We start from the raw sequence: 13774 nt of genomic DNA on the forward strand, positions 1-13774 counted from the left end.
TCCCAGGTGGTCGGGCGCCGCCTCCCGGCGCTTGGCCACGCAATCAAGCAGTTGAATCACGTCATCACTGGCGCCGACTTGGCGTGGCGGGCTGCCATCGGGCCGGGACTGGTTCTGTTTCACCCCACGGGTGTGGTTATCGGTCCCGGAGTGGTCATCGGCTCGGGCTGTCGGATCCAGCAGGGCGTGACGCTTGGCGGAAGCGGACGTTCGGTCGGCGATGGCTCTCCTCGGGTTGGAGACGATGTGCACCTCGGAGCCGGAAGTCGAGTCCTAGGACCTGTCGTCGTGGGAGATCGTGCGGTAGTCGGAGCGAATGCCGTCGTTGTGGCCGACGTGCCCGCTGGCGCTGTAGCAGTTGGCGTCCCCGCGCGTTCGCGGATGCCGGCGTGAGCAGGTCAAAAACGCCACGATCCGCCGAACCTGGGGACGCTCCAAGGCGCTCCGGCCCGCCAGGCGTACGAGAACTCGTCGCGACAGTTGCTGCGTCCGCGACCGGACGTCTCCTGCGTGCGATGGTGGCTGGCGCGACCGGGCCGCTGCTTGGTTTCGCAGTCCTGTTCGTACTCCCGCTCATCGGTGCGTGGCTCCTCCCGACTGATCAGTTCGCGATGTGGGCGATCCTGAGCACGATCTCGTCGATCTCGCTGTCACTCGACTTTGGTGGTGTCGCACTGGTGATGGCGCGGTGGAACTACGAGCGCCGTGGGCGCCTGGTACTTCGTGGCTCACTCTTGTCGGTCGCGGGATCGGTACTGATCGGCCTCATCGCGACCGTGGCGTGGATACCGTTCTCGCGAACGGAGACAGGTTCGACGTTCTCGCTAGGCGCTGGCGTTGCTGCGATTGCTGTCACAACTGCTGGCGCGGGCCTCCGCAGCTGCCTCTTGGTGTTCGCACAGGCGGCACTCAACTGCGAGCGATTCGCCCTCCGCAACTTCATTACTGCTGGGCAGTCGTTGATCGCCTTCGCTTTCACGATTGCAGCGATTATCGCTACTCGCAGCGCCTGGGCGCTCCCCATCGGGTGGCTCGCGTCGGGCTTGATCGTTCTTCTCGTAACCGTTGTCTGGGCAAGGCGCGTACGACTCTTCCAAATCGACCCTGGCGCACTCAGCCGCCCAGACGATGCCTCGAGCACAACAGCATTCGTCTGGTCGCGGACGCTTGCAACGGTGATCGGCGCTTTGCTCCTGCAGTCGGACCGATGGGTAGTTGGCGCGCTCGCGCCGCCAGCCTTCCTTGCGGCGTACGAGATCGCGTGGAGATTGGCTGCTATGCCGAAATTCCTGGTGCAGAACCTCTCAGTCGCGGTCGGGTCGCGCGCAGCGACCTCGCGCGCTGAGGTGGGCGAAGCATGGCAAGTGCTTCGACGATCCCTGCGGATTGCCGCCGCCGTAGGGCTCCTTGCCGCGATTCCCTTTGCCGTCGCGTACGTGCCGATCGCACGGCTGGTAGGTGTTGACGATTTGCCGTGGATGTTCGCCGCCATGCTCGCCGTATATACCTTCCATGCGGTCACAGCCCCAGTGACATACGTGAGTGTTGGACTCGGATGGCCCACACTCGACGTGCCGTACCTGCTACTGACTGCTGCGCTTGCGTTGTCTGCGGCCACCCTTGCGTTCACGAACGATCAGGTCTGGATATTCATCATCGGCAACTTGGTGGCGCTGGCGGCCGGTACCGCATGGTTCCTGTCATATGGTCCCAAGAGAATCCATCATCGATTGCAGGTCCCGAAGTCCGTCGAGAGTCGAGCGAAAGGTGGGCTATGAAGTACACACCGCGCCGAGTGATCGGCGCTGCGACCCGTCGGTTGGGGCGCTTTGCGCGATTGCGACGTGCCGGTCGAGTGTCGGTGGGCTACGGCAGCTACGGTGCGCCGCATGTTGTGACGTTCGACAACGACGCGACGACGAGGTTGCGCATCGGACGCTATTGCTCGATCGCCTCCACTGCGACGATCCTGCTCGGCGGAGGGCACCCAACCGACAGAGTGTCGATGTATCCGGTGCGGCTTCGCATCGGAAAGCGCTCCGGATCGAATGACGGTTTTCCTTTGTCGCGCGGCGACATCGAGATTCAGGATGGGGTGTGGATCGGCCACGAGGCGCTGATCCTCAGCGGCGTCACGATTGGTAGCGGTGCGGTCATTGGGGCCCGCGCCGTCGTGGCGAGAGACGTGCCCCCGTACGCGATTGTCGCAGGAAACCCGGCCCGACTCCTCCGCTATCGATTCGATGACGAGACGATCGCGGCGGTCGAATCGCTTGGGTGGCCAGCGTTCTCGAAAGAACGGATGCTAGCGGAAGTCGAGGTGGTCAACGGCCCCGCCAGTCGCTTGGTGCGTTGTCCCCCAGAGCGAGCAAGTGACTTTGAGTCGGAAAGTGGACCGGCTGACTGACCCCGAAGAGCGCACAGGGGTCGGCTCGTGTAGGCGGAATGCACCTCCTCGCACATCGGCGGCGGACTCGTCCGTGCGACCGGTTCGGCCGAGCCGCATGCGGCTAGAGTGCGCGCATACCATTCCCATCACCAGGAGCTCCTCAATGCGATTGAGCGTCATCGGCTGCGGCTATCTCGGTGCGGTCCACGCCGCCGCGATGGCGTCCCTCGGGCACAGCGTCGTCGGCATCGACATCGATGAGAACAAGGTTGAAGCGCTCCGCAACGGTCGCGCGCCGTTCTATGAGCCGGGCCTGCCGGAACTGCTGACGGAGGCAGGTGCGACCGGCCGGTTGAGCTTCAGCACCGACATGGCCGACGCAGCGGGCGCTGACGCTCACTTCATCTGTGTCGGCACGCCGCAGGTTCACGGTGAGTTCCGCGCGGACCTGACGTTTGTGAACTCCGCTGTCGAGGCGCTTCGGCCGCACCTGCGCCCTGGCGACGTCGTCGCGGGCAAGTCGACGGTCCCGGTGGGGACGGCGGAGGCGATCGCGGAGTCGCTCGAGGGGACGGGCGCGATCCTCGTCTGGAACCCGGAGTTCCTGCGTGAGGGCTTTGCGGTGAAGGACACGCTGCACCCGGACCGGTTGGTCTACGGGGTGCCGACGGACGACGAGGGTGTGCCGACCGCCGAGGGTGCGCGGGCGAAGGCGGTGCTCGACGAGGTCTACGCGACACCGCTGTCGGAGCGGACTCCGCTGGTCGTGACCGACTACGCCACGGCGCAGCTGGTCAAGGTGGCGGCGAACTCGTTCCTGGCCACGAAGATCTCGTTCATCAACGCGATGGCTGAGCTGTGCGAGGCGACGGGTGCGGACGTGACGCGCCTGGCCGATGCGATCGGGTACGACGCGCGGATCGGGCGGCGGTTCCTCAACGCGGGTCTGGGTTTCGGTGGCGGGTGCCTGCCGAAGGACATCCGCGCGTTCATGGCTCGCGCGGGCGAGCTGGGCGTGAGCGACGCGTTGTCGTTCCTGCGCGAGGTCGACTCGATCAACATGCGGCGCCGCGTGCGGATGGTGGACCTGGCGCGGGAGGTGTGTGACGGGTCGATCGTCGGCAAGCGGATCGCGGTGCTGGGGGCGGCGTTCAAGCCGGACTCGGACGACGTCCGCGACTCGCCGGCGCTCTCGGTGGCGGCGCAGATGCAGCTGCAGGGCGCGCACGTGACCGTGACGGACCCGCAGGCCGTGGAGAACGCCGAGGCGAAGTGGCCGGACCTGCACTTCGCCGAGACGGCTCTCGAGGCCGCCAAGGACGCCGACGTGGTCCTGCTGGCCACCGAGTGGCCCGAGTACCGCGAGATCGACCCGGACGCCCTTGCTGCGGTCGTGGCGCACAAGCGGATCCTCGACGGCCGCAACGTGCTCGAGCCGGCGGCGTGGCGCGCGGCGGGCTGGACCTATCGGGCGCTGGGGCGGCCCTGAGCATGTCCCGCAAGGCAGGCGGGGTCCTCGTCGCGGTCGGCCTCGTGCTCGCGGCTGTGGCGGTCTTCCTGGTGCTGCGGCCCTCTCCGACGACGACGGAGCCGTGGTCCGCCGACGGCGCGGACCCGGTGGCCTACGCCGCGGAGCTCGTCGTCGGGACGAACGCGGCACGGGCGGACGAGGACCTGCCGGCTCTGACGGTGTCGCAGTGCGCCACCACGGAGGCGACCGTGCGGGCCGAGGGGCTCACCGGTGGCGAGGAGCTGGAGCACGCATCGCTGACGCCGGTGATCGAGGCGTGCGCGCCGGCGTCGACGGCGGCGGAGAACCTGGCCCGGGCGGCGGCGTCTCCGCATGACGTCGTCGACGCGTGGCTCGACTCTCCGGGCCACCGCGCGAACCTGCTCGACCCCGACCTCGAGCAGGTCGGCATCGGCTGCCTGCTGGACGGCGACGAGATGCTCTGCTCGCAGGTCTTCCTCGGGCCGTAGTCAGCCCGTGCCGACGGGCTCCGGGCTCCGCGACCGACGCCGCGCGACGAGCAGGACCGCGACCCCGACGGCCGTCCCCAGCGTGTTGGCGACGAGGTCGCGCACGTCGGACACCCGGTCCGGCAGGAACAGCAGCTGCGCGAGCTCGATGACCGCGGAGGTCGCGAGTCCCAGGGCGATGACCAGCCACGCGGGCCGTCGGGGCAGGAGGAGGCTGACGAGGATGCCGAACGGCACGAACAGGGCGATGTTCGCGAGGAACTCGGTGACGCTGTAGGTCAGACCGATCCCGAGGGAGCCGAGCCACGTCAGGATGGTGTGGACCAGGTCGAATCCGCCGTCGTCGGCGAGCTTGGGCCAGAGGGTCACGCGGGCCAGCGCGACGAGGTACAGGGCGAACAGCAGGCGCGTCCTCGTCATGGCGTCTCGGCGACGGCGACGGGTTGCCGCCGGAGCAGCAGGGACGCGGCGACGCCGATGGACGCGCCGAGCGAGTTGCCCAGCACGTCGCGGGTCGAGGGCTGCCGGTCGGACAGCCCGAGCGCCTGCACGGTCTCGATGCCGACGGAGAGTGCGACGAGCGCCACGAGCGCGACCCACCAGCGCCGGCGGGGGAGCAGGAGGGCGGCCAGCAGCCCGAGCGGGACGAAGAGCAGGATGTTGGCGGCGAACTCGGCGGCGTGCACGTTGAGCTTCTCCGGCAGGCCGAGGTCGTGCAGGCGGCCCAGCCCGCGGTCGATCGGGGCGTCGAGCGCGTTGTGCAGGCCCCACGGGTTGAGCACGAGCACGGCGGCGGCGACGAGCACGGCGACGAGCAGGCCGATGACCACCTGTCGTTGCCGCTCGTTCACGCTGACCAGGGTACGTCCTGACTTTCTTTACGCAGGGTAATGATCTAGAGTAAGGATCATGCCCTCCTCCCGTGACCTCGCCGGCGAGCTCCGCATCGCCATCGGCCGGGCCTCGAGGAGGATCCGGGCGGAGCGGGGCGAGGCGGGACTGACGGACCCGCAGTTCACCGTGCTCGCCTGGCTCACCAAGGAGGGCCCGCTGACGCCGGGCCAGCTGGCGGAGCGCGAGCGCATCCAGCCGCCGAGCATGACCCGCACGGTCAACTCGCTGGTGGAGATCGGCCTCGTCGCGAAGGCTGAGCACCCGACGGACGGTCGGCAGGTCGTCGTGAGCCTCACGGACGCCGGTGTGGCGGAGGTCGACGAGACCCGTCGCCGTCGGGACGCGTGGCTGGCCGAACGCCTCCGACAGATGACCAAGGACGAGCGCACCCTGCTCGCCGACGCCGCCGAGCTCCTCCGGAGGATCGCCGCTTCATGAGTCCCACGTTCTCCTCGCTGAAGTTCCGGAACTACCGGCTGTGGTTCGCCGGGGCTCTGGTGGCGAACGTGGGCACCTGGATGCAGCGCGTCGCGCAGGACTGGCTCGTCCTGACGGAGCTCACCGACGAGTCCGGGGTCGCGGTCGGCATCACGACGGCCCTGCAGTTCGCGCCCGTGCTCCTGCTGTCCCCGTACGCGGGGCTCCTGGCGGACCGGGTGGACCGGCGCAAGCTGCTGATCGCCACGCAGGTGGGCCAGGGCATCCTCGCGGCGGGGCTGGGCGTCCTTGTCCTGTCTGGGCACGCACAGCTGTGGCAGGTGTACCTGTTCGCGCTTGCCCTCGGGTGCGTCACGGCCATCGACGGGCCGGTGAGGCAGACGTTCGTCGCGGAGCTGGTGCCCGCGAGCAAGCTGTCGAACGCGGTGGGCCTGAACAGCGCGTCGTTCAACGCCGCCCGCCTCATCGGTCCGGGCGTCGCCGGTCTGCTCATCGCCGCCGTCGGCACCGGGTGGGTGTTCCTCATCAACGCGGTGACGTTCGCCGCGACGATCTTCTCGCTGACACGGATGCGCCGCTCCGAGCTCAGCCCGATGCCGACCACCGCCCGCGCCAAGGGGCAGCTGCGCGAGGGCATCGCCTACGTCCGCGGGCGCAGCGACATCCTCGTGATCATGGTCGTCGTCGGCGTCGTGTCCACGTTCGGCCTCAACTTCCAGCTGACCAGCGCCATGATGGCGCGCAGCGAGTTCGGCATGGGGGCGGGGGAGTACGGGATCCTCGGGTCGGTGCTGGCCATCGGGTCCCTGACCGGGGCGCTGCTCGCCGCACGACGGGAACGGCCCCGCGTCCGCCTGGTGATCGGCGCCGCGTTCGGGTTCGGCGTCACGACCGGCGTCATGGCCCTCATGCCCACCTACCTGACGTTCGCGATCGCCTGCATCCCCGTCGGGCTCGCGTCGCTGACGATGATGACGGCCGCCAACGCGACCATCCAGCTCAGCACCGACCCCGCCGTACGAGGGCGGGTCATGGCGCTGTACATGATGGTTTTCCTCGGCGCGACGCCCATCGGCTCGCCCATCGTCGGCTGGGTCGGCGAGACGTTCGGCCCCCGCTGGGCCATCGGCATCGGGTCGATCAGCGCCCTGCTCGTCGCGACCGGCGCGGCACTGTGGGCCTGGAAGAAGTGGGACGTCACCGTCCGCTACCACGTGCGCACCCGGCCCCACCTCGAGGTGCTCTACCCGGCGCTGCCGGAGCGCCGCGCGCAGACGGCCACCGAGCTGGCCGCGCAGGAGGCGGCGGACCGCCAGACGGCGGCGTGACGAGGACCTCACGTCGGTTGCCCGGGTCTATCGCTTTTGTGCTCCGCCCGGCCGGGTGAATCCCGCTCCCCAAAGACGTTCGGCCTGCGGAGGTGTCGGGGGCGCCTAGTACGGTCACGCCGGGTGACGCACAGCGCGCGCCCCAGGCGTTCCCCCGATCGGGCGGACGACCGCGGTCTCGAGGGGAACGTTGCATGCGTCGCAGCAGCTTGGTGCAGGGGGAACGGTGGAGGGCGCGCGGGCTCCGGCTCGCAGCCACGGCAGGCCTCGCGGCCCTCGTCGTCGGCGGAACCTCGGTCCCCGCGACCGCGGCCGGACCCGGCCTCGGCGCCGTCGGTGGCACCATCACGGTGCCGGAGGGCCAGTCTCCGTCCTCCGTGTGGGTCAGCGGCACGTCCACAGGCTCGGGCGAGTGGCTCTCCTTCAGCGCCATGGTCGACGAGGACGGCAGCTACCTCGCGCAGGACGTGACGCCCGGCACCTACGTCGTCGAGTTCGCCACGGGGTCCAGTGACATGGTCCCCGAGTTCTACGACGACGCCGCGTCGCAGACCCTCGCCTCGGTCGTGACCGTCGAGGCCGACGCGACCAGCGACGTGGACGCCAGCCTCGAGCTCGGCGCCACAGTCGAGGGCCGCGTCACCGACGCCGACGGTCTCCCCGTCGACGGGGCGTCCGTCTCGGTCTCGGACACGAGCAGCACGCTCGGGTACCGATGGACGAACACGGACGAGAACGGCGAGTACCACGTCGGCGGTCTCCGGGCGGGCAGCTACCGCATCTCCGTCATGGCCCCGTGGGGCTCGGCGCTGGCCGACACCTACTACGGCGGCACGAGCTGGCAGACGGCGACGACCCTCCCGATCGCTGCGCGCGCAGAGCTGACCGGCATGGATGTCGTCATGCCGAAGGCGGCGGTCGTCACCGGCCGACTCCTGCGCGCAGGCGCACCGGTCGACCTCGGCACGGTCACCTTCACCAGCGCGACCGACGGCTCGTCCACGACGACGGGCACGACCACGGACGGGACCTTCACCAAGTCGCTCGTCCCCGGCACGTACATCGTGCGCTTCGACGGTCCCTACAACAGCGGCACGACGACGCAGTACTGGCAGGGCGCGTCGACACAGGCCGGTGCGACGCCGCTGGTCCTCACGTCCGGGCAGAGCACCCCGCTCGGCGACGTCACGCTCATCGACGGTGCGGCGATCGCCGGGACCGTGACGGACGCGGCGGGCGCCCCCGTCGCCGGTGCGAGCGTGTGGGTCACCGCGCCGACGGGTGGCAGCGCGCAGGCCACCACCGACGCCACCGGGTCCTACCGCGCGTCGGGCCTGACCGCGGGCGACTACAAGGTGCAGTTCAGCGGACCCAGCGGCTCGTTGCTGCGGAGCGAGTACTACGACGACGCGCAGCAGTGGATGGACGCCGACGCGGTGACCTCCACGGGCACGGGCACCGTCAGCGGCATCGACGCCGAGCTCGAGATCGGCGGCGGCGTGTCCGGTCGCGTCCTCGACGCCGACGGTCGTCCTCTCCCCGGCGCGTACGTGTCGGCGAGCTCGCGCAGCGGCCTCAGCGGCGTCTGGATGTCGGCGTCCACCGACACCGACGGCAACTACTCCCTCGGCGGTCTCGCCGCTGGCGACTGGACCTTCCAGATCCAGGCACCGTCCGGCAGCACCTTCGCCACCGAGTGGTACCTCGACGCCACCAGCGGGTCCGACGCGGAGGTCGTGTCGATCAAGGCGGGTGTGCGCACCGAGCTCGACGACGTCTCGTTGGAGCGCGGCGTGACTCTCACCGGCCGCGTCGTCGGTCCCGACGGTTCCCCGGTCCGGGGCGCCAGCGTCTCGCCGCGGATCGGCGACAGCTTCCCCCCGTCGGCCGTCACCGGCGATGACGGCACCTACACGCTGCGCGGCCTGCGACCCGGCGCGTACGAGCTCTACGTCGGTGCACCCCTCGACGGGCCGCTGCTCTCGGGCTACTACCCGGACGGCGGCATCCCGGAGCACCCGCAGAAGTTCACGCTCACGACGACGCCGGTGCAGACGCTGCCCGACACCCGTCTGCAGCGCGGAGGGACGGTCGCGGGCACCATCACGCGCCCGGACGGCACGCCTGTGCGCGATGCGAGCGTCTGGGTCGAGCTCGACGACCCTCGCGGGTCCGGCTCGTCGACGACCACGGACGAGCACGGCGACTACGTCGCCACCGGCGTGCGTGCCGGCAACGTCACGGTGTCGGCCGTGTCGGTGCTGAACGAGGAGTGGGGTTCCGACTACGCCGGCATCAACACCTTCTACGCAGGCTCGGCCGGAACCCCGCGTCGCAGCCTCGCGACGAGGCTCCCGGCGACCAGCGCTGGCTCGCTCTCCGACATCGACATCGCCCTGCCGCCCCGTGGCACCGCGATCGCCGACGTGGCCATGTCGCTCTCGCCGGCGTCGCCGGTGATCGGACGCCCGGTCACGGTCACGGTGCAGGCGTCGGGTGACGCCGGCATCCCGACCGGCGCGATCGACTTCTGGGCCGATGGCGGCGCGACCGACGCGATGCTCGACGCCCAGGGACGAGCGACGTTCACGTTCACCCCGGACGCGGATACCGATCCCGAGCTGCACGCGCTCTACTCGGGCAGCGCGGCCTATGACGAGGCGTGGGGAACCCTCGTGTTCACGCCCGGCGAGCCCGCCCCGGCTCCCACGGTCACGAGCGTCTCCCCGACGACCGCCAGCGCCGTCGGCGGCGCCACGGTGACGCTCACGGGCACGGGCTTCGACCCGAGCGCGACCGTCACGGTCGGCGGTGTGCCGGCGACCGACGTGGTGGTCGAGTCGACGACCACGCTGCGCGCGACGGTCCCCCCGCACGGGGTGGGCGAGGTCCCGGTCATCGTCACCACAGCGGCGGGCGGCGCCAGCAGCGCGGCGTCCCTGACGTACACGACCGAGCCGACGACGCTGGCGCTGACCACCTCGGCACCGTCGGTCACGGTGGGCCAGCCCGTCACCTTCACGGCGACGGTCACGTCCGCAGCAGGCGCCCCGACCGGAGCGGTCACCTTCGTCGTCGACGGCGGGACCCCGGTCAGCGTTCCGACGGTCGCCGGTGTCGCGATGTACTCCCCGACCGGGCTCACTGCCGGGTCGCACACGGTCGCGGCATCGTTCGCCGGTGGCAGCACCTACGGCGCGAGCTCGGCGAGCGTCACCCAGGTCGTCGTCCCGCGCGGTCCGACGGTCTCGTCCGTCTCCCCGGCGGTCCTCACCACGGCCGGTGGCGAGCGCGTCGTCACGGTCACGGGTGCCGACCTGACGGGTGCCACGGCGGTCACGTTCGGTGACGTGCCCGGCACGGAGCTCCAGGTCGTGTCGGCCACCCAGGTGTCGGTCGTCGCCCCCGCGCACGCTGCGGGGTCGGTGCCGGTGCGGGTGACCACGCCGGTCGGGACCTCCACGACGAGCGCACCGTTCCTGTTCGTCGACGTCGCCGACGGTGTGGTGTCCCAGACGCCGGAGCGTGCGGTCAGCGCGCCGGCGGTGGCACCGAACTCTCCGGTGTGCGTGCAGATCACCGGCACGAACGGGGTCCCGGTGGGGGCCTCGGGCGTGGTGCTCAACGTGACCACGGTGCACCCCTCCCACCTGGGCTACGTCGTGGTGTACCCCGACACCGCAGGCAACGGGGCGACACCCCCGCCGGCGGGCTCGTCGGTGAACTTCGAGCCGGGCGCGGACGTCGCCAACGCGGCGTTCGTGCAGCTGCCCGCCAACGGGAAGGTCTGCTACTTCACCAAGAGCGCGGGTGCGGTCGGGGTCCTGCTGGACGTCACCGGGTTCACGATGCCGGACGCCGGAATCGTGACGCAGGCCTCGCAGCGTCTGGTCGACACGCGGCCCGGAGCCGGGCACGTGGGCTCGGTCAGCGGTCCGGTGGCTCCACGCACGGTCAAGACGGTCCAGGTGCGTGGCATGGCCGGGGTGCCCGAGGACGCCAGCGCGGTGATCCTCAACGCCACGGTCACCGGGGCGACCCAGCCCGGCAACTTGCGGGTGTTCCCGGCGGGCCAGGACGTGCCCACCGCGTCGGTGGTCAACTTCGCCTCCGGGACGGACAAGGCGAACGCGACGATCGTGGACCTGCCCGTCTCCGGGAAGGTGTCCTTCTACTCGGACACCACCGCACCGGTGAACGTCTCCCCGGTCCAGGTGATCCTGGACGTGACCGGGTACGTCGTGGGCGGCTCGACCTACTCGGCCGTCACTCCCACCCGGGTCCTCGACACCCGGCCGGGCACCAACCACCTGGGTTCGATCCCGGGCGCCCTGAAGGCGCGCACGGTCTACCAGGTGGAGCTTCCGGGCACGGGCGGAGTGCCCGAGGACGCGTCCGCGGTGGTGCTCAACGTGACGGCGATCGGCCCGACCTCGCTGGGCAACCTGCGGGTCTACCCGAACGCGCCGGGGTCGACCGTCCCGCCGACGGCCTCGACGATCAACTACGTGCCGGGGCGTGACATCCCGAACCTCGTGGTGGTCGCCCTGCCGGCCGACGGGATCGTCAACCTGTACTCCGACATGTCGCCGGGCGGGATGGTCCACGTGGCCGCCGACGTGGTCGGGTACATCTCGGGGGACGCGCCCACGCCCTGACCCACGAGCACGCACCAACCGCAGGGCCGGCTCGAGCGCTCGGGTCGGCCCTGCGGTCGTCACGGCACCGGCACCGCCGACCGGGTGGATGCTCGGGTGAAGACCGCCCCGGACCATGTCGCCCGGGATGTCCGAGATGTCACGATCATCGGGTGAGTGCCACCGTCGACGAGCCGCGCGCGCCCGAGGCCGCCGTGCCCGTCGACGACGAGCTGCCCGACGCACCGCGTCCGCGCCGTCGGCTCGCGCGGCGCATCGCGTTCGGCGTCCTCGCCCTCCTCGTCCTGCTGGTCGTCGCAGCCGGGTGGCTGGCGTTCCGCGGTTACCAGGCCGGGACCGCGCTGCTGTCGGCGAAGGACGTGGTGCTCGACCTCCGCGGCGACGTCGGGGGTGGCGACACGCAGCAGCTCGAGGCGCGGCTGCCGGAGGTCCAGGCCGACCTGGCCGCCGCCCGGTCCGCGACCGCCGACCCGGTGTGGCGCGCGGCGGAGCACCTGCCGTGGGTCGGGGCGAACCTGGAAGCCGTCCGCGTCGTGTCCTGGTCGCTCGACGACGTGGTGCGCGACGCGGTGCCGGCGATCGGCCGGATCGACGCCGTGCTGCACGCGCAGGAGGCCCGCGGCACCGACGGTCGGATCGACCTGGCACCCCTCGTGGACGCCGCCCCGGACATCGTCGCCGCCGCTGCGAGCGCCCACGCCGCGCAGGCGGCGGTCGCCGCGATCGACACGGACGCCCTGGTGGGCCGGCTGGCGGGGCCCGTGGTCCAGCTCCAGGACGGGCTGAGCCAGGTGACGGGTGCGCTCGACGCGGGCGCGCAGGTGGCGTCGCTCCTGCCGCCGATGCTGGGCGCCGACGGGCCGCGGACGTACCTGCTGGTGTCGCTGAACTCCGCCGAGCTGCGCAGCGCGGGCGGGATCGTGGGTGCCTTCGCCGTCCTGCGGGCAGACGACGGCAACGTCGACCTCACCGAGCAGCGGACCACGCTCGACCTGCCCGGCATCGAGTCGTCGATCCTGCCGCTCTCCGCCGAGGAGCTCCGGATCGACACCGACCGCCTGGGTCGGTGGGTGCAGAACGCCGTGCTGACGCCGGACTTCCCGCGCAGCGCGGAGCTGCTGGCCGCACGGTGGGAGCGGGACATCGGCTCGCAGGTGGACGGGGTGATCGCGACGGACCCCGTCGCCGTCTCCTACCTGCTCGGGGCGACCGGTGCGGTCACCGAGCCCGGGGGAGTGCAGATCGACGCCTCGAACGTCCTGCAGGTGCTGCTGCGCGACGCGTACCTCACCTACGGCGACGACGCCGACTCCGGTGACCGGTTCTACACGGGTGTCGCCGCGACGATCTTCCAGGCGGTCGGCTCGGGCCAGGGGGACTCCCGCGCGGTCGTCGACGCGCTGGCCCGCGCGGGCGCCGAGGGCAGGCTGCGGATGTGGTCGGCGCACCCGGCGGAGCAGGAGCGGCTGGTGTCCACGAGCGTCGGTGCCGCGTTCCTCACGGGACCGTTCCCCGACGCGACGGGTCTCTTCCTCAACGACGGGACGGCCGGCAAGCTCGGCTACTTCCTCAGCACCGCCGTGACGGTCGAGGACCTGCGCTGCACGGGCCCTGACCCGATGGCCACGGTGCGCCTCGACCTCTCCTACTCGCCGCCGGCCGAGGTCGAGAGCTTCCCGCGTTACGTCACCGGGTGGAGCGGCACGGACCTGCCGGTCGGCTGGCTGGCGACCAACATCACCGTGTACTCCCCGGTGGGCGCGCCGCTCGACGCGATCGGGCTGGGTGACGGGTTCGTCCTCGGAGGCAGTGCCGAGGCGGGTGGACGCGACGTCAAGGTGGTCACGTCGTGGCTGGCGCCCGGCGCGAGCGAGACGTACCGGGTCGACGTCCCGGTGCGCGACGGACGCGTGACGGTGTGGACGACGCCGACGCTCACCAGCCCCGGCATGGTCACGGCCACCTGCCCGTAGGCGCCGCGAGGGCGAAAAGTCCGAATCGGCCGTAAATCACCCGTTATGCCCATGTGGGAACCCCTGCCCAGAGGTCACAATGGACCGAAATGTCCGGTTACCCGACAGGGGCTC

The 13774-nt window shown here is 70.8% G+C and carries 11 protein-coding genes; 9 read left to right on the plus strand and 2 right to left on the minus strand.

What is annotated here, in order from left to right; all coding sequences use genetic code 11:
* The first annotated feature begins 186 nt into the window (after positions 1-186).
* The 5 genes from ASF78_RS23070 to ASF78_RS12935 all read left to right on the plus strand — a co-directional run bounded on the left by ASF78_RS23070 (position 187) and on the right by ASF78_RS12935 (position 4369).
* Positions 187-393 carry a DapH/DapD/GlmU-related protein gene (locus ASF78_RS23070; protein ID WP_369816338.1) on the plus strand — a complete coding sequence of 69 codons (207 nt, stop codon included), beginning with the start codon at positions 187-189 and terminating at the stop codon, positions 391-393.
* A gap of 122 nt (positions 394-515) precedes the next feature.
* On the plus strand, positions 516-1778 hold the full coding sequence (locus ASF78_RS22410; RefSeq protein WP_056589838.1) for an oligosaccharide flippase family protein: 1263 nt from the start codon (positions 516-518) through the stop codon (positions 1776-1778).
* The gene (locus tag ASF78_RS22020) at positions 1775-2407 is read left to right on the plus strand and encodes a CatB-related O-acetyltransferase (RefSeq protein WP_162243360.1); all 633 of its coding nucleotides are present in this window, start codon (positions 1775-1777) and stop codon (positions 2405-2407) included. Before ASF78_RS22410 ends, ASF78_RS22020 begins: the two co-directional genes overlap by 4 nt.
* Positions 2408-2552: 145 nt before the next feature.
* Positions 2553-3878, plus strand: coding sequence for a UDP-glucose/GDP-mannose dehydrogenase family protein (locus tag ASF78_RS12930; protein ID WP_056589840.1), 1326 nt, complete (start codon positions 2553-2555; stop codon positions 3876-3878).
* Positions 3879-3880: 2 nt separating this feature from the next.
* Positions 3881-4369, plus strand: a complete 489-nt coding sequence (locus ASF78_RS12935) for a CAP domain-containing protein (RefSeq protein ID WP_056589842.1) — start codon at positions 3881-3883, stop codon at positions 4367-4369.
* Here ASF78_RS12935 and ASF78_RS12940 read toward each other — a convergent pair whose 3' ends face one another.
* Positions 4370-4789, minus strand: coding sequence for a VanZ family protein (locus ASF78_RS12940; protein WP_056589845.1), 420 nt, complete (start codon positions 4787-4789; stop codon positions 4370-4372).
* Positions 4786-5220, minus strand: coding sequence for a VanZ family protein (locus ASF78_RS12945; protein WP_162243361.1), 435 nt, complete (start codon positions 5218-5220; stop codon positions 4786-4788). The genes ASF78_RS12940 and ASF78_RS12945 overlap by 4 nt, the downstream gene beginning before the upstream one ends.
* A gap of 58 nt (positions 5221-5278) precedes the next feature.
* Between ASF78_RS12945 and ASF78_RS12950 the strand changes: the two genes are divergently transcribed.
* From ASF78_RS12950 to ASF78_RS12965, 4 genes are all read left to right on the plus strand, one after another.
* Positions 5279-5701, plus strand: coding sequence for a MarR family winged helix-turn-helix transcriptional regulator (locus ASF78_RS12950; protein ID WP_056589851.1), 423 nt, complete (start codon positions 5279-5281; stop codon positions 5699-5701).
* Complete coding sequence (locus ASF78_RS12955; protein ID WP_056589853.1) at positions 5698-7029, plus strand: MFS transporter; 1332 nt, start codon at positions 5698-5700, stop codon at positions 7027-7029. The genes ASF78_RS12950 and ASF78_RS12955 overlap by 4 nt, the downstream gene beginning before the upstream one ends.
* 194 nt (positions 7030-7223) lie before the next feature.
* Complete coding sequence (locus tag ASF78_RS12960; protein ID WP_056589856.1) at positions 7224-11687, plus strand: carboxypeptidase regulatory-like domain-containing protein; 4464 nt, start codon at positions 7224-7226, stop codon at positions 11685-11687.
* 152 nt (positions 11688-11839) lie between these two features.
* Positions 11840-13660: a DUF4012 domain-containing protein gene (locus tag ASF78_RS12965; protein WP_056589860.1), complete on the plus strand. Its 1821-nt coding sequence runs from the start codon at positions 11840-11842 to the stop codon at positions 13658-13660.
* Positions 13661-13774 lie beyond the last annotated feature (114 nt).

This window comes from Cellulomonas sp. Leaf334, from assembly GCF_001424195.1.
In the GTDB taxonomy this organism is placed as follows: domain Bacteria; phylum Actinomycetota; class Actinomycetes; order Actinomycetales; family Cellulomonadaceae; genus Cellulomonas.